The sequence below is a fragment of the Streptomyces sp. SX-6 genome (assembly GCF_059089585.1).
The window spans coordinates 101,299-119,413 of sequence record NZ_JBTHHU010000009.1 but is presented as its reverse complement, the minus strand read 5'-3'; the positions used below and the strand labels follow the sequence as shown (position 1 = coordinate 119,413).

The following is an 18,115-nucleotide window of genomic DNA, read 5'->3' as shown; positions in this document are numbered from 1 at the left end:
CGGTGTTCCGCACTGTGTGCGGCACGCCACACAACGTAGGGTGCAACCCTGCATCGGTGCAAGGCTGAACCCGTGATTCGCTCGGTCGGGTTGGGGCGTGCCATGGTGTGCCGCAAGCGCCTTGCGATCGCGGAGGGAGTACCTGTGCCACCAAGGAGTAACCCAACGGCCCGGCAAGTGCGGTTGGGGACTGAGCTGCGCAAGATGCGGGAACGGGCTGGGTTGACCGCGCGTGAGGCCGGTGACCTGCTGGGCACGGGGCCCATCCAGATCAGCCACATCGAAGCCGGGCGTCTTGGGGTGAGTGAAGCACGGCTACGGACGCTGGCTGCCTACTACCGGTGTACAGATACGGGATTGCTGGATGCGTTGGCGGCAATGGCCAGAGAGCGTGCTCGCGGATGGTGGGAGGAGTACCGGGGCGTACTCTCCCAGGTGTCGTTGGACCTCGCCGCATTGGAATGGTATGCGGCGGGCATGCAAGGTCTTCAAGTGGTCCATGTGCCGGGGCTTCTGCAAACAGAGTCGTATATGCGCGCCCTCTTCACTTACTTGAGTTCCGACTACACCCCCGATGACCTCGAGGCGGTCATTGCGTTTCGCATGCAGCGGAGTCAGCTGCTCGATCGTGCTGACGGGACCGGATTCGACGTGATCATTCACGAAGCTGCGCTTCGCATGAAGGTTGATGACAACAAAGTCGCCCGTGAACAGCTCCGCTTCGTCCTGGCAAGGTCGGAGCTCCCGTGTGTCACAGTACGTGTGATCCCGTTCTCAGCACAGCAGTTCGCGGGAATGGGGTACTCAATGCTGTACGTGTCAGCGCGTGTGCCTCAGCTGGACACGGTGCAAATTGACCACGTCCACGGGAGCGTCTTCCTGGATGCTGAGGCGCAGCTCGCCCACTACCGAGACCGGTTGCGCACGGTCGAGCGGTCAGCGCTGAGCCCCGAAGACAGCAGAGATTTCATCAACCACATGCTGAAGGAGACGTGAGCAGCAGATGATGAGCCAGTCGATTTGGCAGAAGTCATCCTTCTCCGGGAACGGTCCGGATAACAACTGCGTGGAACTTGCCTTGCTCGGACGTGGACTTGGTCTGCGTGAGAGCCTCGACCCTTGTGCTGTTGTGTGCTCCACACACCATGCCCTGGCGGCGCTGATACGTACCGCCAAATCCGGAGGGCTCAGCTGAGCGAAAACGGACATGCGCGGAGGCAGAGTTGCCCCTCATAATCATCGGATGTCCGCTCCCCTCCGCTTCCGGGATCCCCGCATCACCCGGCACCGCGTCATACGCCACGATGTCCTCGTCCGCTGTCCACGGTGTGCAGGCATCGCGCGTGTCCACGAGGAGCCTGATGCGGAGCGGTCGCGCTCCGTTCCGTACGTGCGTCTCGTTTGCCGCGGCTGCGGGCTGGCGCGTGTCCGGGAAGGGGGCGTGATGTGGTTCCCTCGGGGCGGCATGGAGCCGTTTGACCCGTACTTCCGCGAGCCGTTGTGGCTGGCGGCGGATACGCGTCACGGGTGGTTGTGGGCGTACAACCCCGAGCACCTCAGCCTGCTCAGGAACTACGTGCAGGCGTCGTTGCGGGAGGCGCCGTCCCCGGACGACGGTGGGTGGGCGCGGAACAGCACGCTCGTGTCCCGGCTCCCGGCCTGGGTCAAGCAGGGCAAGAACCGGCACGAGGTGCTTCGGGCGCTTGACGGGATGCGGGCATCACTCGCTAACGCGTAGTAAACGCACCGCCGTTGACGTGGATCGTCTGCCCGGTGATGTGCCGGGCGCCCGGTGAGGCGAGGAAGTACGCCGTCTCCGCGATGTCGTCCGGCGTGCCCGGGCGCTTGTTGTGCGTCTCCGCGACGAGCGCGTCGTGTCGTGCGTCGGTCATCTGCCCTTGGAAGAAGGCGGTGTTGGCGACGTAGCCCGACGCTATGACGTTGCAGGTGACGCCGAGGGGGCCGAGCTCGGCAGAGAGCGAGGCGTTCCAGGCGCCGAGGGCGGCCTTGGCCGCGCCGTACGAGCCGCCTCGGCGCTCGGCGCCGATCGAGCCGATGCTGATCACGGCGCTGCCGGGAGCGAGTTTGTCTCGGACCGAGGCGGTGGTCAGGACCGCACTGAGCAGGTTCTGGGCCAGGTTTTCCTGCCACTCGGCCAACAGGGCGTCGAGGGACGGGGTTTGTGCAGGAGAGGCAAGGCCGCCTGCCGTGTTGACGACGACGTCGACCTGCGGGCCGAGGCGGTCGGCGAGGGCGGTGACCTGGGTGGGGTCGGTCGCGTCGCAGACGATGCCGTGGACGCCCAGTTCGGCGGCGGTCTTCTCGACCGTGTCGGCGTGGCGGCCGGTGATGTACACGTTCTCCCGGTCGGCGGCGAACCGCGCCGCGATGGCGCGCCCGATGCCGCTGGTGCCTCCGGTGATGAGCACGGTGCGGGGCAAAGGTCCTCCTGGTCGGTGTTACGTTTAGGTCTAAACGTAACTCGTCGACGGGGGCCAGCGCCATGCCTGATTTCACGGAAGGTCCCGTCGCGCCGTATCCGGCCGCCGAGATCGCGGCGGCGTGGGAGCGTGAACGGCCGGGCACGCCAACCGAGTCGATCGAGATCGTGACGCCCATCTGGTGGCTGGCGAAGCTCTTCGCGGACGATCGCAGTCGGGTGCTGAGGGAGGCCGGGATCGATGCGGCGACTCTCGACCTGCTGTCCGTACTCCGGCGTTCCGGGCCGCCGTACGCCCTCAGCACGCGGGAGATCGCGCGGCGGACGCTGGTGACGGCCGGTGCGGTGTCTCAGCGGGTCGCCCGGGCCGAACGGGACGGGCTGGTCACGCGGGCGCCGGGCCCGACGGGCCGCCGGACGGTGCTGGTGTCCCTCACGGACGCGGGGCACGCGCTCGTCGAGCAGGCCGTCGAGTCGGTGCTGGGCCGTGAGGCCGCGCTGGTGAGCGGCCTCACGGAGGATGAACGGGACTCCTTGAAGGGGCTGTTGGAGAGGCTTCTCTCCGAGGTGCGGTCCGCGGTGGTACGTCCGTCCTAGGGGCGTGGCTACAGTTTCTGGAATGTCGCGGTGTAGATGCCGCTCTCGTGGGTCAGTCCGCTGGGCTGGGCACACTGCTGCATGTTCAGCTGGGCGACGTCGAGAACGGTCTCGGCGGAGTCCCCTTGGAACTCACCGGCTGTCACTTTGCCTGTGAAGGTGCTGACCAGGTTGCCGCCGGTCGTGTTCGCGGCGAAGTTGCCGGTTGCCGTGCTGGTCCTGCCGTTGTTCCAGTGGAACGTCAGGGTGGCTGGGCCGGTGAAGAACGGCGTCAGGCAGGACAGGGTGAAGGTGCCGTTGAACGACTCTGTCCTGCTGGTCAGCGTGGGGTCTGTGGAGCGGCAGCTCATGCTCTGGTCCGTGTGGACGTTGACGAGTTGAGGCTTCAGCGCCAGGCCGGGGGTGTAGGTGTCCTGTTCCTGGCCCTTGCAGAGGACGTCGACGGTGACAGCGTGGGCGGCGGTTGCCGGCCCTGCCAGGGGGATGGCCGCGGCGAGCAGCAGTGCCGCTGTTGCTGAGGCAGGTGCGGTTCTCCTGGTCTTCGGCGCACGCATGGCAGACCCTTTCTGTCCGGTGCGGGGTGCGGTGGTCCCGTCGAATACCGGCCATGGTCGGCCCGTCCGGCCGCCGTTGATATGCCCATGCAGGGGCGCACTGGCGCCACCCGGGGCGCGTGCGAGTGCCTGTCCGACGAGTCGGGTGACGGACTCGTCGGACAGGCACCGATTACTTCTGCTCCGGGATGGTGATCTGGACGCTGTCGAGGATCCGGGTGATCTCGGCCTCGGTCGTCGCCTTGTCGATGCCGAGGCCGGCGAGGATGCCCTTGCCGTCCTCGAACTCCAGCAGGGAGAGCAGGATGTGCTCGGTCCCTATGTAGTTGTGGCCCAGCCGGAGGGCCTCGCGGAACGTGAGCTCCAGGACCTTCTTCGCCCCGGAGTCGAACGGGATCAGCGCGGGCAGGTCCTCGGACGCCTGCGGCAGTGCGGCGGTCGCGGCCTGCCGGACGCTGTCCAGCAGGACGTTCTGCGCGCGGATCGCCACGCCGGCGAGGCCTTCCGGCTCGCGCAGGAGGCCCAACATCAGGTGCTCGGGCCCGATTTCCTTGTTCTGTGCGGCGCGCGCTTCCTCCTGGGCGGCCACTACGACGTTCCGCGCGCGCGGGGTGTAACGGCTGAAGCCCTGACTGGGGTCGGGGTCGGAGGGGACGAAGCGCTTCTGTGCTGCCTGCCGGGTGACGCCCATGCTCTTGCCGATGTCCGTCCAGGAGGCGCCGGAGCGCCGTGCCTGGTCCACGAAGTGGCCGATGAGGTGGTCGGCCAGCTCGTCGAGGTGCTCCGCGGCGAGGACCGCGTCGGTGAGTTGCTCGAGTGCGTCGGTGTGGACCTTCTTGATGGCCTCGATCAGATCGTCGAGCCGGATGAGGTTCGTCGTCATGTGTCAACCGTAAGTTGACAGTTGAGGGGGTGTCAACCCCGAGTTGACAGTGGATTCGAGTTCAACTCTGCGGCTCGTGTGCGGTGTTGACACACCCTTACTTGTACATGCATGCTTCTTCTCACCGGAAAGAACATGCACATACATGCAATCGAAGGATGAGGAGTCCCTCCCATGGCCTGGATCTACCTGCTCATCGCCTCCGTCTTCGAGGTCGTCTTCGCCCTCGCCACCAACGCCACCCATGGCTTCACGGTGCTGTGGCCCTCGCTGCTGACGGCAGCGGCGGCCGGCGGGGGGATCTTCTTCCTGAGCCTCGCCCTCAAGTCCCTGGACGTGGGCGTTGGTTACACGGTGTGGACCGGGATCGGGTCGGTCGGCACGGTCGTCCTCGGGTCGGTCATCTTCGGCGAGGCCATGACCGTGGGGAAGGCCGTGGCCTTCGTCCTCATCATCGGCGGTGTCCTCGGACTGAAGCTGGCCGACAAGTTCGCCGCCTCCGAGCCGGCGACCGCCGTCGAGCCCGCCACCGCCACCGCCGCCTGATCACCCCCTCCACCACCCGACAGGAGAACCGTCATGGCCTGGGCCTACCTCGCGATCGCCATCGTCTTCGAGATCGCCTTCGCGCTCGGCACCAACGCGACCAAGGGCTTCACCAAGCTCTGGCCGTCCGTCTTCACGCTGGTCGCCGCCGCAGGCGGCATCTTCACCCTCAGCCAGGCGCTCAAGACCCTTGACGTCGGGGTGGGTTACACCATCTGGACGGGCATCGGGTCCATCGGCACCGTCATCCTCGGCGCCGTCATCTACAAGGAGAAGATCACGCCCCCCAAGCTGCTCTCCTTCGCCGCCATCATCGCCGGAGCGGTCACGCTCAAGATTGCTTCGGGGGCGTGAGTGCCCGACCGGTGTGTACGCGCAGGCCCACGACCGCGGAGGTCGTGGGCCGCGGTGCGTCAGGCTTGGTCCAGGCGCGCCGCCAGCCGGTCGATGGCGGCGCGGACGCCGTCCCCGTAGGCGTCGTTGCCCAGGGCGTCGGTGAACCGGCGCGCCTGTATGAGGTGTTCCTCCGCCCTTGCCAGGTCTCCGACCTTGCGGTGGCTCTCCCCGAGGTTGAGGTGCAGGGACGGATAGAAGCCGCGGATCGCGAGCGAGGAGTGGTGCTCCTTGACCCGGTCGTCCGTCACGGAGTCGGCCGCCTCCAATGCGCGTATGTCCCAGGCGAGTTCCTCGTGCGGATCGTCCTGTGTGTCGGCCATGTAGTGGGCGAGGACGCAGCGGTGGAAAGGGTCCCCGTCCGGCCCGATCTCCTCCCAGATGGCGGCGAGGCGCTGCCGGGCGGCCTCCGGGTCCCCCTCGCGGTGCAGGGTTGCCGCGTCCTGGATCCGGGTCATCGTCATGTCCTCGGTGGTCATGTTCCGAGGCTAGGGGGAGGGTCTGACAATCCCCTTCGGCTCAGCCCGCGTCGGGCTCGGGCACCCGGCCCATCGCCCGCGTGACCGTGATCTCGATGAGCGTGCGGTCGGGGTTGGGCGAGGGCGTACGGCCGTACCGCTCCGCGTAGTACTTGCACGCGGCGGCGATGGCGTCCGGGTCGGTACGGACGACAGCCGTGCCCTCGAGCGTGGCCCAGCGGCCTGCGGCGACCTGGCAGAGGGCGACTCGCGGGGCGTCCCCGGCGGCCAGGATGTTGCGGACCTTCGTGCTCTGGCGACGGGCGAGCACGCGGGCTATCCCCGCCTCCGGGTCGAACGTCACACCCACGGGCACGACATGCGGGGTGCCGTCGCGGCGGAGGGTGGTCAGCGTGGCGTAGTGGTGCTCGCGCCAGAAGGCGACGTAGGCGGGGGAGAGGGCGGAGAGGTCATGGGCCATGACCGCCAGGGTAGTTGGCTGGTGTCAGAGGAATGCGGCGGTGTCGAGGTCGAAGTCGAAGGGGGCTGGGAGAGGGAGCGGCTTGCCGAAGGGGACGGAGTGAATCTCGGTGTAGTCGGCGTCCTCCGGCCCGCTGAAGAGGGTGATTGTGCTCTCTTCGCGGTCCACGAGGAGGTAGAGGGGGATGCCTGCCAGGGCGTAGCAACGCCGCTTGATGATGCGGTCGCGATCGGCCTGACTGCTGGTGATTTCAGCGACCAGGGCGATGCCGTCCGGGTCCATCCAGGAGGAGTCGTCGCCGAAGAGGTCCAGGTCATGAGGCGCGAATGTTGCATCGGGGATGGCGTAGTTCTTCGGGCAGAGGCCGCCACGTGGAAGTTTCAGTCCTCTGTTGCCTGACAAGTCCATGGTGGTGTCCGAGTGGCGGGCCACCTGCGTGACCAAGCGGCCGAAGGCGCGCTCGTGCCTGCCCACCGGCGCAGGTGACATAACGATTTCCCCCTCGATGAACTCGACCTTGGTCCCCTCGGGCGGGTCCAGGGCCAGGAAGTACTCCAGGAGGGTCTCTTCTTGCGCGCGCGCTTCCTGCGTGCCCGGCTGCTCGCATGCCATGGCGGTCATGCTGCACCTCCTTGTGGTCGAGCGCCAGCATCGCTGGCTGCCCCAAGTGGCGGTGCGCTCTTCAGACCGGTTCACTCGCAAGTGGGACCAGCCCTCCGGGGTCCCCAAACCAAGGTTGAGTGGAATAGACTCAACTTACTGCACGTTGCCCCAGGCAACACTGCGCACGAGCAAGGAGGGACCGCAGGCCGTGGATGCCGAGCTGACCAACAAGAGCCGTGAGGCGCTCAGCGCCGCCCAGGAGCGGGCCGTGTCGTCGGGGCACTCCGACATCACGCCCGCGCATCTGCTGCTGGCGCTGCTGGCGGGGCAGGACAACGAGAACCTCACCGATCTGCTGGCCGCCGTCGACGCGGACGCGGCCGTGCTGCGCGGCGGGGCCGAGCGGCAGCTCGCGGCGCTGCCGAGTGTGCAGGGCTCGACCGTGGCGCCCCCGCAGGCGAGCCGGGAGCTGCTGGCGGTGATCGCGGACGCGGCGGCCCGTGCGCGGGACCTGGGGGACGAGTACGTCTCCACCGAGCACCTGCTCATCGGCATGGCCGAGAAGGGGGGCAGGGTCGGCGAGCTGCTGGCTGCGCAGGGGGCCACGGCGAAGAAGCTGCTCGACGCCTTCGAGAAGGCGCGCGGCGGGCAGCGGGTCACGTCCGCGGACCCGGAGGGCACGTACAAGGCGCTCGAGAAGTTCGGCACGGACTTCACCGCCGCCGCGCGGGAGGGCAAGCTCGACCCCGTCATCGGGCGGGATCATGAGATCCGGCGCGTCGTGCAGGTGCTGTCCCGGCGGACCAAGAACAACCCCGTGCTCATCGGTGAGCCCGGTGTCGGCAAGACCGCGGTCGTGGAAGGGCTCGCGCAGCGGATAGTCAAGGGCGACGTCCCCGAGTCGCTCAAGAACAAGCGGCTGGTCTCGCTCGACCTCGGCGCGATGGTCGCCGGCGCCAAGTACCGCGGCGAGTTCGAGGAGCGGCTGAAGACCGTCCTCGCGGAGATCAAGTCCAGCGAGGGACAGATCATCACGTTCATCGACGAGCTGCACACCGTGGTCGGCGCGGGCGCGGGCGGCGACTCGGCCATGGACGCGGGCAACATGCTCAAGCCCATGCTCGCGCGCGGCGAGCTGCGCATGGTGGGCGCGACGACGCTCGACGAGTACCGCGAGCGGATCGAGAAGGACCCGGCGCTCGAGCGGCGCTTCCAGCAGGTGCTGGTGGCCGAGCCGTCCGTCGAGGACTCGATCGCGATCCTGCGCGGGCTCAAGGGGCGGTACGAGGCCCACCACAAGGTGCAGATCGCCGACTCGGCGCTGGTCGCCGCGGCGTCGCTCTCGGACCGGTACATCACCTCGCGGTTCCTGCCGGACAAGGCCATCGATCTGGTCGACGAAGCCGCTTCGCGGTTGCGGATGGAGATCGACTCCTCGCCGGTCGAGATCGACGAACTGCAGCGCTCCGTCGACCGGTTGAAGATGGAGGAGCTGGCGCTCAAGAACGAGGCCGACGAGGCGAGCAAGGAGCGGCTGGCCAAGCTGCGGCGCGACCTCGCGGACAAGGAGGAGGAGCTGCGCGGGCTCACGGCGCGCTGGGAGAAGGAGAAGCAGTCCCTCAACCGGGTCGGTGAGCTGAAGGAGCGGCTGGACGAACTGCGCGTCCAGGCCGAACGAGCGCAGCGCGACGGCGACTTCGACACCGCGTCCAAGCTGCTGTACGGCGAGATCCCGGCCGTGGAACGCGAGCTGGAGGAGGCCGCGAAGGCCGAGGCCGAGGCGGAGCAGGAGGCGGCGGCCAAGGACCTGATGGTCAAGGAGGAGGTCGGGCCCGACGACATCGCCGAGGTCGTGGCCGCCTGGACGGGCATCCCGGCCGGCCGGCTGCTCGAGGGCGAGACACAGAAGCTGCTGCGCATGGAGGAGGAGCTCGGCCGGCGGCTGATCGGGCAGGAGGAGGCCGTACGAGCGGTGTCCGACGCCGTGCGCCGGTCGCGGGCGGGGGTCGCGGACCCGGACCGTCCCACCGGGTCGTTCCTCTTCCTCGGGCCCACGGGCGTCGGCAAGACGGAGCTGGCCAAGGCGCTCGCCGACTTCCTCTTCGACGACGAGCGGGCCATGGTCCGCATCGACATGAGCGAGTACAGCGAGAAGCACTCGGTGGCCCGGCTGGTCGGCGCGCCTCCCGGCTACGTCGGCTACGAGGAGGGCGGCCAGCTGACGGAGGCGGTGCGCCGCCGTCCGTACACCGTCGTGCTGCTGGACGAGGTGGAGAAGGCGCACCACGAGGTCTTCGACATCCTGTTGCAGGTGCTGGACGACGGGCGGCTGACCGACGGGCAGGGGCGGACGGTCGACTTCCGCAACGTGATCCTGATCCTGACCTCCAACCTCGGCTCGACCTTCCTCGTCGATCCGCTGCTCAAGGAGGAGCAGAAGAAGGAGCGGGTACTGGAGACGGTGCGGGCGTCCTTCCGTCCCGAGTTCCTGAACCGGCTCGACGACATCGTGGTGTTCCACCCGCTGGGCGTGAACCAGCTGGAGCGGATCGCGCAGATCCAGGTCGGCCAGTTGCAGCGGCGTCTCGCCGAGCGCCGGCTGACGCTGGACGTGAGCGAGCCCGCGCTGCGGTGGCTGGCCTCGCTGGGGCACGACGGCGAGGCGGAGGCGCCGGATCTCACGTACGGGGCCCGTCCGCTGCGGCGCCTGGTGCAGACGGCGATCGGCGACCAACTGGCGCGGGCGATCCTGGCCGGTGACGTACGGGACGGCGACACGGTGAAGGTCGACCGGGTCCCGGGCTGGGGCGAGGGGCTGTCGGTGACGGCCTCATAAATCGGTGCATAAATCGGTGACGGCCGAGTAAAAACCGAAAAAGGCACGTGGGCGACGCGTGTGCGAGGGGTTGCGGGGCAGGGGCTGGTGTGGGGGAGGATGGCCGTATCCGCACGAAGGGAAATCCACGGTGAGCATCGACCCGTCCTCGATTCCGAATTTCGGGGGCCAGCCCGAGCCGCAGCCCGAGGGCCCGACCGGCCCTGTCATCCCCGACCAGGATCTGGTCAAGCAGCTGCTGGAGCAGATGGAGCTGAAATACCTCGTCGACGACGAGGGCGACCTCGCGGCGCCGTGGGAGCAGTTCCGTACGTACTTCATGTTCCGCGGAGAGGACGAGCAGCAGGTCTTCTCGGTGCGTACGTTCTACGACCGGCCGCACGCCATCGAGGAGAAGAGCAAGCTCCTCGAGGCGATCGACGACTGGAACCGGCGGACCCTGTGGCCGAAGGTCTACACGCACACGAATGACGACGGCACCGTCCGTCTGATCGGCGAGGCGCAGATGCTGATCGGCGTCGGCGTTGCGCTGGAGCACTTCGTGTCCAGCACGGTCAGCTGGGTGCGGGCCTCGATCGAGTTCGACAAGTGGCTCGTGGAGCAGCTGGGTCTCGAGTCCGAGATCGAGGGCGACGACGAGGAGTAGTCGGCCCCGCACGGTCGGGTAAGGTGGCCGTCGTGCGTTGCAAGGGCCATGCGCGCACGGTGTGTTGAGCGAGAACCAAGCCAACGCGGCAGTACCTGGCTTTGCTGTACCGAACCGGGCAGGTTCCGTCCCGGCTGGTGTTGAGGGAGTAAGACCTTTCAGGTCGCTGACCTGTGGGGCTTCCTGAGTCAGGAATCCCCCTGCTTCAGCTGGGGGAGGGTTCAAATGGGGATGCGGGCGATCGTCAGCAGGTACGTCCCGTAGACGAACGAGAGCCCGGCCAGCGCGCCGACCGTCACGACGGTGGTGCGCGGCCGGGCTCTCGCCATGCCCAGGGCCAGGGGGATCAGCAGCGGGAAGGCCGGGAGCAGGAAGCGCGGCTTGGAGGCGAAGTAGCTGGAGCCGCCGACGGCGATGACGCACAGGACGAGCACGTAGCAGAGCAGGGCCGTGGGCGGGCGGTCCAGGACGAACAGGACGAGCACCACGAGGGCGGCGGCCAGGACGGCCAGGGAGCCGTAGTAGGCGAGGCAGTCGCGGCCGACGAGCAGGTGGCGGACGAAGCGCAGGGCGTCGGCCCCGAAGTCGAAGCGCGAGCCCCAGCGTCGCTGGACCTCGAAGTAGCCGAGCGGCCCGCCGCCGGAGCGGTACCCGGCCCAGATCACATAGCCGGCCCAGCCGAGCGGGGCGAGGGCGGCGCCGGTCCACATCCGCCAGTCCCGGCGGGCGTGCGGTTCCCGCCACAGGGTGAGCGCGGTGGTGCAGCAGACGGCGACGGCGACGGCGACGGCGTTGGGCCGGGAGAGCCCGGCGGCCAGGGCGAGCGCGCCGGCCCACAGCGGGCGTCGGGTGAGGAGCGCGTAGAGGGCCCAGGCGGCGAGGGCGGTCATGAGCGACTCGGTGTAGCCCATGGTCTGCACGATGGCGTGGGGGAGCAGGCCCCACAGGAGGACGAGCAGGGTGGCGATCCGGCGGCCGTGCAGGTGCTCGCCGACCGCGTAGACGCCCCAGGCCGCGGCTGTGGCCGCGGTCCAGGAGACGAGCAGGCCGGAGGTGACGACGGTGAGGGGGAGGACGGTCGTCATGGCGTGGACGAGGCCGGGGAAGAGCGGGAAGAACGCCAGGTCGTTGAAGATCACGCCATGGGAGGTGGGGGACGGGACGATCAGGCCGTAGCCGTTGCGGGCGATGCCCGCGTACCAGATGCCGTCCCAGGAGTGGCCGAGCAGCGTGCGCGGATGGCGGCCGATGGCCCAGGCCCAGGAGGCCATCACTGCCAGTCCTGTCACCCGGGCCGTGGCGTAGAGCGCGAGTGCCGGTGCGGCCCGGCGCAGTGCCTCGCGGACGCGGTCCCTGCGGCGGAGGTGGCCGCCCTGGGGGGCGCGGCGTGGTTCCGGAGTGCGTACGGGGATGGCGGTATCGGCTGACACGGGGGCACCTCCGGTACGGGTGTCGCTGGCCGGGCCCGCGGGGACGCCGGTGCGGCGTGGGGGACGGGCGGGCATACCGACCATGCTGCCCGCGCCTCGCGCGCGCGGTGCGTCACGCCCGTACGGGTCGCGGCTTCCACCCGGCTGGCGGCACCGGCCTAGGGTGAAGGGCGATCAGAATACGGACACATGGGGAGGGCCGGATGCGTACGGACTTCAGGCCTGCGGCGCGGGTCGCGGGTGTGGGCACGTCGGTGTTCACGGAGATGACCGAGCTGGCGAAGCGCACGGGTGCGGTGAACCTGGGGCAGGGGGTGCCCGAACTGGACAGTCCGCGCGCCCTGCTGGAGGAGGTCGCCGAGGCGGTGCTCGCGGGGGTCAACCAGTACCCGCCCGCGCAGGGCACGCCGGAGCTGCGCGAGGCGGTGGCGGCCCATCAGCTGCGGCGGTACGGGCTGGAATACCGGGTGCAGGACGAGGTGGCGGTGACCACCGGGGCCACCGAGGCGCTGGCCGCGGCGCTGCTGGGCATGTGCGATCCGGGGGACGAGGTGCTGGCCTTCGACCCGTGCTACGACGCCTATCCGGCGGGGGCGCGGTTTGCGGGGGCGAAGCTGGTGGGTGTGCCGCTCGCGGAGGAGGACGACCGCTTCGTTCTCGATGTCGACGCGCTGCGGGCCGCGGTCACGTCGCGGACGCGTGTGCTGATGCTGAACACACCGCACAATCCGACGGGCAAGGTGTTCACCGCCGCCGAACTGGCCGCCGTGGCGGAGGTGGTGCTGGAGCACGATCTGACGGTGGTGACGGACGAGGTGTACGAGCACCTCGTCTACGACGGCCTCGAGCACCGGACGATCGCCGCGCTGCCGGGCATGCGGGAGCGGACGCTGACCATCTCGTCGGCGGGCAAGACCTTCAGCGTCACCGGCTGGAAGGTCGGCTGGGTGTGCGGGCCGGCCCCGTTGGTGGCGGCGGTCATGGGGGCGAAGCAGTTCCTGACGTACACCTCGGGTGCCCCGTTCCAGAAGCCGCTGGCGCGGACGCTGGGGGGCGTGGAGGAGTGGGCGGCGGGGCTGCGGCGGACGCTGGGGCGCAACCGCGATGTCCTGAGCGAGGGACTGACGCGCGCCGGGTTGCGCCCGTACCGCGCGGATGCCGGGTATTTCCTGCAGGCGGACATCCGCGCATGGGGGCACGCGGACGGCGTGCGATTCTGCCGTGAACTCCCTTTGCGCGCCGGGGTGGTGGCGATTCCGACATCCGCCTTCTACGTGCGACCCGGCGCTCCTTCTCATCTGGTGCGCTTCTCGTTCTGCAAGCGTGAGGAGTCCGTTCTCGAGGCCGTGGAGAAGTTGGTAAAGGCTGTTTGAGCAGGGGATTTGCAACTGGCCCTGGTCCAGCCGCATATGCGCCCGGCGGAGTCCAACTTCCGCCGGGCGCAATTTTGTTGAACGTTTGAACTGTGCGTCCCGCAGGTGGATGGAAAATCGCCGATGATGGGTAAAAATGCTGTGCGCGCCCGCTAGATTTATCCACCCCTCACATTCGGGGGCACATTCAGGGGAAACTCCATGGATTCCTTGAAAGCCTCTCAAGCGGAACCGGAGTCCTCCCCCGTTGGACATCAGCCGGCGCACTCGAAGACCTGGTCCTCCCAGAGGCGGGCCGGCCACCCTTCTCCACTGCTCGCTCGCGGAGCCCACCCCATGCTCACGACCCTGAAAACCAGCTATACCGACACCCGTGCGGCGGATCTCGCGTGGTGTCTCGGCAGGGAGCCCCTGCCGGCGCTGGCCGTGCTCGACCTCCAATTCGCCGGGGCCGCCGTACAGTTGCGGCTGCTCGGCGCCTCCCACCAGGTGCTGCTCCAGGAGGAGGACGGCGGAGTGTGCTCCGAGACGGTCGCGTGCATACCCGGCAGCAGCACCCCGCTGCCGCTGGGGGTCGCCAAGCGCGTCGGATCGTGGGAGTACGAGTTCGCGGCGCGCGTCGAGACCCTGTCGCAGTGCTCGTTCGCGGGGCGCGCACAGGAGCTCCTGGCCCTGGTGGCCGAGCACCCGCAGGGCCTGGCCGGAACGTTTCCCGGCAGCCCGCACGCCTTCACCGCACTGCTCGCCCAGCGCTGCGACGGCGAGGTCAGATGGCGCACCTGGCACGCCTACCCGCAGGAGGGCCGGCTGGTCGTCACCCGCACCCGGGTGGACGTGCGCGTCGGCTGCGCCCCGCCGGTCGCGTCGGGCGCGCCAGGCGCGTCGGGCCTGTCGGGCGCCGGAAGGGTCAACTGGCCCGGGGGGCGCGCGCATTGAACTCTTGTGGGTGACAGGAAGTTGCCGGATCGTGACGTAGCGTTCCCGCATGATCTACCGTCCGGTACCAGCGCGACTGCCCGTACCGGCAGGCCTCGGCCGCCTCCTGGTGCTGACCACCGTCTTCGTCTGCGCCGCCTGCGGGCTGGTCTACGAGCTGGAACTGGTCGCCCTGGCCTCGTACCTCATCGGCGACTCCGTCACCCAGGCGTCCGTCGTGCTGTCGGTGATGGTCTTCGCCATGGGCGTCGGCTCGTTGCTCGCCAAACACCTTCGCGGCAGAGCGGCGGTCGGGTTCGCGCTGGTCGAGGCGGTGCTCGCGTTGCTCGGCGGGCTGTCGGCCATGGCGCTGTACGCGTGCTTCGCCTGGTACGGCCAGGCGCGGCTCGCCCTCGTGGCCTTCTCGCTCGCCATCGGGGTGCTGATCGGGGCCGAGGTGCCCCTGTTGATGACCCTCATCCAGCGCATCCGCCGGCAGGACGCGGGCGGCGCGGTCGCCGACCTCTTCGCCGCCGACTACGTGGGGGCGCTGGTCGGCGGGCTCGCCTTCCCCTTCCTGCTGCTGCCGGTGCTGGGGCAGTTGACGGGCGCGCTGGTGACCGGCGCGGTCAACGCCGTCGCGGGCGGGGCCCTGGTGCTCTGGCTCTTCCACCGCGACCTGAGCGCACGGGCGCGCTGGGTCCTGGTCACGGCCAACGGCCTGGTGCTGGTGCTGCTGGCCGTCTGTTCCGTGCTCACCGGCCCGTTCGAGCGGGCCGCGCGGCACGCGGTGTACGGGGCGGACGTGCGCATCGCCGTGCAGACGGATCTCCAGGAGGTCGTGGTCACCGGCGGCGGGGCGAGCGGCAAGCCGCTCTCGCTCTTCCTGGACGGGCGGCTGCGGGCCGGCGGGGGCGACGACTCCCGCTACCCCGAGGCGCTCGTCCACCCCGCGATGGCCGGCCCGCACCGGCGGGTCCTGGTGCTGGGCGGGGGCGACGGGCTCGCGCTGCGCGAGGTGCTGCGGTACGACGACGTGGCCTCGGTGACCGTCGTCGAGCCCGACGCCGCCGTGGTGCGGCTGGCCCGCTTCGACCCGGGGCTCGCCGCGCTCAACCACGATGCCTTCCGCGACCACCGGGTGTCGGTGGACGGTGCCGGGATCTTCGAGTGGCTGCGCGGGCGCCCCGCGGACGCGGACCCGTACGACGTGGTGGTCTGCGACCTGCCCGACCCGCTGGGCACGGCGGGGTCCAAGCTCTACTCGCAGGAGTTCTACGGGCTGGTGGCGCGGCAGTTGGCGGCGGACGGGCGGCTGGCGGTGCACGCGGGCGCACTCGGCACGCAGGCGCACGCCTTCTGGACGGCGGACGCGACCGTACGCTCCGTGGGCCTGCGCACCGCGCCCTACCGGGTGCCGGGCCGCCAGGGGGACTGGGGGATGCTGGTGGCCTCCCGTGAACCGGTGGACCTCCGACTGCCCGGGGAACGGCCCGAGTTGGACACCCTCACCCAGGGGGCGCTCGAGGAGGGCGCGCGCGCCGCCGAACGGGAGCGGGTGCCGGGGCTGTTGCCGTCCACACTGATGCACCCGCGCTACTGAGGGCCCAGGTCCTCAGCCCAGTGACGTGCGGAAAGCGCCCGGGGAGAGGCCTGCGCGGTGGTGGAAGAACTTGGAGAAGTTCGCGGCGTCGTCGAAGCCGAGCCGTTCGCTGATGCGGGCGGCCGGCAGGTCGCTGTGCGCGAGCAGCCGCTTGGCCTCCAGCATCACGCGCCGGTCGACGAACTCCTTGGCGCCCACCCCGGCGGCGGCCAGCGTCGCGCGCGAGAGGGTGCGCGGCGCGTAGCCGAGCGCCCGGGCGTAGTCGGTGACGCGGTGGGTGGAGGCGAAGTCGCGCTCGACGGCCGCGCGGAAGCGTACGAACGCGTCGCCCGGTGACGGGACGCTGCTGCCCACGGGGGTGGTGAGGTGCGCGAGGCGCAGCACCAGCACGGAGAACAGGTGCCGCAGGACGTCGGCGTGGACGTCGACGGGCAGCCCCGCACCGGTGCGGAAGTCCGCGGCGAGGTGCCGTACGGCGCAGAAGACGGCTTCGCGGTCCGCGCCGACGGGCTGGCGGAGCACCGGGCGGAAGGGGTCGTCCGCCACCTCCGCGACGGCCGTGCCGGGCGGCAGGAAGCCCGGCTGGACGAGGACGACGGTGCCCTCGATCGCCGCCGGGTCCCCGAACTGCTGGACCTGGCCGGGGCGCACCCACAGCACCGAGCCCTCGGTGAGCCAGTAGCCGGTGAAGTCCACGGTGTGCGCGGTGGCCCCGGAGTCGACGGCGACGATCTGGTGGAAGTCCAGCCGCTGGGGGCTGGGCAGCAGCCCCTCGGGCGCCCGCTCGCGCAGGGTCGCGAGCGTCATCACCTCGAGCCCCGCCGGGGTCCCGGGCGGGGGCTGGTAGGTCAGCTCGACGATGTCCGTGTGTCGTCGGTGTCGCTTTTTCACCATGAGAAGACCTCAGGCTACCTGGTCGTGCCCGTTGTCCCTGCCTAGCGTGGTCATCACGAACCACAGTGGTTCTACGGACAACGACTTTTGGTGAATGAGGTGAACAGGGTGAATGAGGTTCACAAGGTGAACAAGGTGCAGGTCACCTACGCCTTCGACGCGTACTGCGGCTGGTGCTACGGCTTCGGGCCGACGGTGCGCGAGTTCGCGGAGGCGAACGCCGGCCGCCTGGATCTGAGGGTGATCAGCGGCGGGCTGTTCACCGGGCCCGCGGCGAAGCCGGTCTCGGCCTACCCGTACATCCCGCAGTCGGACATGCGCATCGCGGAGCTGACCGGTGCGGTCTTCGGCGAGGGCTACGCCAGGGCGTTCGCCGAAGGCACGTCCGTCCTCGACTCCGCCGACGCGGCCACGGCGCTCGTCGCCCTGTCCCGGCAGGCGCCCGGACGGGCGCTGGAGTTCGCGGGCGCCCTGCAGCGGGCCTGGTACCGGGACGGGCAGAGCCTGTCCGAGCCGGCCACGCTGCGGAAGGTCGCCGAGGGGCTCGACGGGGTGGACGCCGACGCGGCGGTCGCCGCGTACGCCGACCCGGACAGCCGCCGGGAGGCGCTGGAGGGTTTCCGCGAGGTCCGCAGGCTCGGCGTCGACAGCTTCCCCACCCTGCTGCTGCACACGCCCGACGGCGGAGTACGGCGGCTGGGCGGACCGATGACCTCCGCACGAGCGCTCGGCAGGGCCCTCGACGAGCATGGCAATTAATCCAATTTCAAGCTTTTTCAACATATTCCACGGGAGATGACTTCCATGTCCAAGATTGCACTCTTCGGTGCCACCGGCACCATCGGCGGCCGCATCCTGCGCGAGGCGCTCGGCCGGGGCCACCAGGTGACCGCGGTCGTCCGCGACCCCAAGAAGGTCACCGAGCAGCACGACCTGCTCACCGTCACCACCGGTGACGTTCTCGACCCGGCGTCCGTGGCCGCCGCGGCCGTCGGCCAGGACGTCGTCGTCAGCGCGGTCGGCGGCGGCGACGGCCCCGGCCACGTCGCGACCATCGCGCCGGCCGCCAAGTCGCTGGTCGCGGGCGTCCGTACGCTCGGTGACGCCGCCCCGCGCGTGATCGCGGTCGGCGGCGCGGGCTCGCTCCGCACCCCCGACGGCAAGCAGGTCTGGGACAAGGAGGGGCTGCCCGAGTTCCTGCTCCAGATCATGCACGCGCACGGCGACGCGCTGGACTACTACCGCACCGTCAGCGACGTGCGCTGGACCAACATCAGCCCCGCCGCGCTGATCGAGCCCGGCGAGCGCTCCGGCACGTACCGCACCGCCCTGGACGACCTGGTCGTGGGCAAGGACGGCAACAGCCGTATCTCCGCGGAGGACTACGCGGTGGCGGTCGTCGACGAGATCGAGAAGCCGCAGCACGTGGGCGAGCGCTTCACGGTGGGCGACTGACGGGTCGT

Annotated in this window: 21 protein-coding genes; 13 read left to right on the top strand and 8 right to left on the bottom strand. The window is 69.6% G+C overall.

The features are described from left to right. Nucleotides 1–102 precede the first annotated feature (102 nt). From ACV530_RS13950 to ACV530_RS13940, 3 genes are all read left to right on the top strand, one after another. On the top strand, nucleotides 103–996 hold the full coding sequence (locus ACV530_RS13950) for a helix-turn-helix domain-containing protein (protein WP_494332844.1): 894 nt from the start codon (nucleotides 103–105) through the stop codon (nucleotides 994–996). Between the two features lie 7 nt (nucleotides 997–1,003). Further along, the gene (locus tag ACV530_RS13945) at nucleotides 1,004–1,195 is read left to right on the top strand and encodes a DUF397 domain-containing protein (protein ID WP_494332723.1); all 192 of its coding nucleotides are present in this window, start codon (nucleotides 1,004–1,006) and stop codon (nucleotides 1,193–1,195) included. 270 nt (nucleotides 1,196–1,465) lie between these two features. Next, on the top strand, nucleotides 1,466–1,738 hold the full coding sequence (locus tag ACV530_RS13940; RefSeq protein WP_494332722.1) for a hypothetical protein: 273 nt from the start codon (nucleotides 1,466–1,468) through the stop codon (nucleotides 1,736–1,738). Here the strand turns inward: ACV530_RS13940 and ACV530_RS13935 are convergent. After that, a complete protein-coding gene (locus ACV530_RS13935) occupies nucleotides 1,728–2,441 on the bottom strand; it encodes an SDR family NAD(P)-dependent oxidoreductase (RefSeq protein ID WP_494332721.1) in 714 nt (237 codons plus the stop codon). The two genes, ACV530_RS13940 and ACV530_RS13935, sit on opposite strands and share 11 nt — an antisense overlap. Nucleotides 2,442–2,503: 62 nt before the next feature. On the opposite strand from ACV530_RS13935, the gene ACV530_RS13930 reads away from it, so the two are divergent. After that, nucleotides 2,504–3,037: a MarR family winged helix-turn-helix transcriptional regulator gene (locus ACV530_RS13930; RefSeq protein WP_494332720.1), complete on the top strand. Its 534-nt coding sequence runs from the start codon at nucleotides 2,504–2,506 to the stop codon at nucleotides 3,035–3,037. 8 nt (nucleotides 3,038–3,045) lie between these two features. Here the strand turns inward: ACV530_RS13930 and ACV530_RS13925 are convergent, their stop codons facing one another. Next, nucleotides 3,046–3,591 carry a hypothetical protein gene (locus ACV530_RS13925; RefSeq protein WP_494332719.1) on the bottom strand — a complete coding sequence of 182 codons (546 nt, stop codon included), beginning with the start codon at nucleotides 3,589–3,591 and terminating at the stop codon, nucleotides 3,046–3,048. Between the two features lie 172 nt (nucleotides 3,592–3,763). Next, the gene (locus ACV530_RS13920; protein ID WP_494332718.1) at nucleotides 3,764–4,474 is read right to left on the bottom strand and encodes a Clp protease N-terminal domain-containing protein; all 711 of its coding nucleotides are present in this window, start codon (nucleotides 4,472–4,474) and stop codon (nucleotides 3,764–3,766) included. 174 nt (nucleotides 4,475–4,648) lie between these two features. Between ACV530_RS13920 and ACV530_RS13915 the strand changes: the two genes are divergently transcribed. Next, nucleotides 4,649–5,020 carry a DMT family transporter gene (locus ACV530_RS13915; protein ID WP_494332717.1) on the top strand — a complete coding sequence of 124 codons (372 nt, stop codon included), beginning with the start codon at nucleotides 4,649–4,651 and terminating at the stop codon, nucleotides 5,018–5,020. A 33-nt stretch (nucleotides 5,021–5,053) separates the two neighbouring features. Then, nucleotides 5,054–5,374 carry a DMT family transporter gene (locus tag ACV530_RS13910; RefSeq protein WP_494332716.1) on the top strand — a complete coding sequence of 107 codons (321 nt, stop codon included), beginning with the start codon at nucleotides 5,054–5,056 and terminating at the stop codon, nucleotides 5,372–5,374. Between the two features lie 59 nt (nucleotides 5,375–5,433). On the opposite strand, the gene ACV530_RS13905 is transcribed toward ACV530_RS13910, so the two are convergent. From ACV530_RS13905 to ACV530_RS13895, 3 genes are read right to left on the bottom strand one after another with little or no spacing between them, the layout of a single operon-like run. Continuing rightward, on the bottom strand, nucleotides 5,434–5,892 hold the full coding sequence (locus ACV530_RS13905) for a hypothetical protein (RefSeq protein WP_494332715.1): 459 nt from the start codon (nucleotides 5,890–5,892) through the stop codon (nucleotides 5,434–5,436). 40 nt (nucleotides 5,893–5,932) lie between these two features. Continuing rightward, nucleotides 5,933–6,352: a pyridoxamine 5'-phosphate oxidase family protein gene (locus ACV530_RS13900; protein WP_494332714.1), complete on the bottom strand. Its 420-nt coding sequence runs from the start codon at nucleotides 6,350–6,352 to the stop codon at nucleotides 5,933–5,935. 24 nt (nucleotides 6,353–6,376) lie between these two features. Beyond that, nucleotides 6,377–6,973 carry a Uma2 family endonuclease gene (locus tag ACV530_RS13895; protein WP_494332713.1) on the bottom strand — a complete coding sequence of 199 codons (597 nt, stop codon included), beginning with the start codon at nucleotides 6,971–6,973 and terminating at the stop codon, nucleotides 6,377–6,379. 190 nt (nucleotides 6,974–7,163) lie between these two features. On the opposite strand from ACV530_RS13895, the gene clpB reads away from it, so the two are divergent. Together clpB and ACV530_RS13885 are read left to right on the top strand one after the other, a co-directional pair. Next, nucleotides 7,164–9,791 (top strand): ATP-dependent chaperone ClpB, encoded by a 2,628-nt coding sequence (gene clpB, locus ACV530_RS13890; protein ID WP_494332712.1) that lies wholly within the window; start codon nucleotides 7,164–7,166, stop codon nucleotides 9,789–9,791. A gap of 130 nt (nucleotides 9,792–9,921) precedes the next feature. Then, a complete protein-coding gene (locus ACV530_RS13885; RefSeq protein WP_494332711.1) occupies nucleotides 9,922–10,437 on the top strand; it encodes a YbjN domain-containing protein in 516 nt (171 codons plus the stop codon). 221 nt (nucleotides 10,438–10,658) lie between these two features. On the opposite strand, the gene ACV530_RS13880 is transcribed toward ACV530_RS13885, so the two are convergent. Next, nucleotides 10,659–11,867, bottom strand: coding sequence for a hypothetical protein (locus ACV530_RS13880; RefSeq protein WP_494332710.1), 1,209 nt, complete (start codon nucleotides 11,865–11,867; stop codon nucleotides 10,659–10,661). Between the two features lie 203 nt (nucleotides 11,868–12,070). Here ACV530_RS13880 and ACV530_RS13875 point away from each other — a divergent pair, with 203 nt between their 5' ends. From ACV530_RS13875 to ACV530_RS13865, 3 genes are all read left to right on the top strand, one after another. Next, the gene (locus tag ACV530_RS13875) at nucleotides 12,071–13,240 is read left to right on the top strand and encodes an aminotransferase class I/II-fold pyridoxal phosphate-dependent enzyme (protein WP_494332709.1); all 1,170 of its coding nucleotides are present in this window, start codon (nucleotides 12,071–12,073) and stop codon (nucleotides 13,238–13,240) included. A 336-nt stretch (nucleotides 13,241–13,576) separates the two neighbouring features. Further along, nucleotides 13,577–14,176 carry a DUF2617 family protein gene (locus ACV530_RS13870; protein WP_494332708.1) on the top strand — a complete coding sequence of 200 codons (600 nt, stop codon included), beginning with the start codon at nucleotides 13,577–13,579 and terminating at the stop codon, nucleotides 14,174–14,176. A gap of 49 nt (nucleotides 14,177–14,225) precedes the next feature. Further along, entirely contained in the window at nucleotides 14,226–15,758 is a 1,533-nt protein-coding gene (locus ACV530_RS13865; protein ID WP_494332707.1) for a polyamine aminopropyltransferase, read from the top strand. 12 nt (nucleotides 15,759–15,770) lie between these two features. Here the strand turns inward: ACV530_RS13865 and ACV530_RS13860 are convergent, their stop codons facing one another. After that, complete coding sequence (locus tag ACV530_RS13860) at nucleotides 15,771–16,652, bottom strand: helix-turn-helix transcriptional regulator (protein WP_494332706.1); 882 nt, start codon at nucleotides 16,650–16,652, stop codon at nucleotides 15,771–15,773. Between the two features lie 108 nt (nucleotides 16,653–16,760). On the opposite strand from ACV530_RS13860, the gene ACV530_RS13855 reads away from it, so the two are divergent. Next, complete coding sequence (locus ACV530_RS13855) at nucleotides 16,761–17,411, top strand: DsbA family protein (protein WP_494332705.1); 651 nt, start codon at nucleotides 16,761–16,763, stop codon at nucleotides 17,409–17,411. 45 nt (nucleotides 17,412–17,456) lie between these two features. Continuing rightward, nucleotides 17,457–18,107 (top strand): NAD(P)-dependent oxidoreductase, encoded by a 651-nt coding sequence (locus ACV530_RS13850; protein ID WP_494332704.1) that lies wholly within the window; start codon nucleotides 17,457–17,459, stop codon nucleotides 18,105–18,107. Nucleotides 18,108–18,115 lie beyond the last annotated feature (8 nt).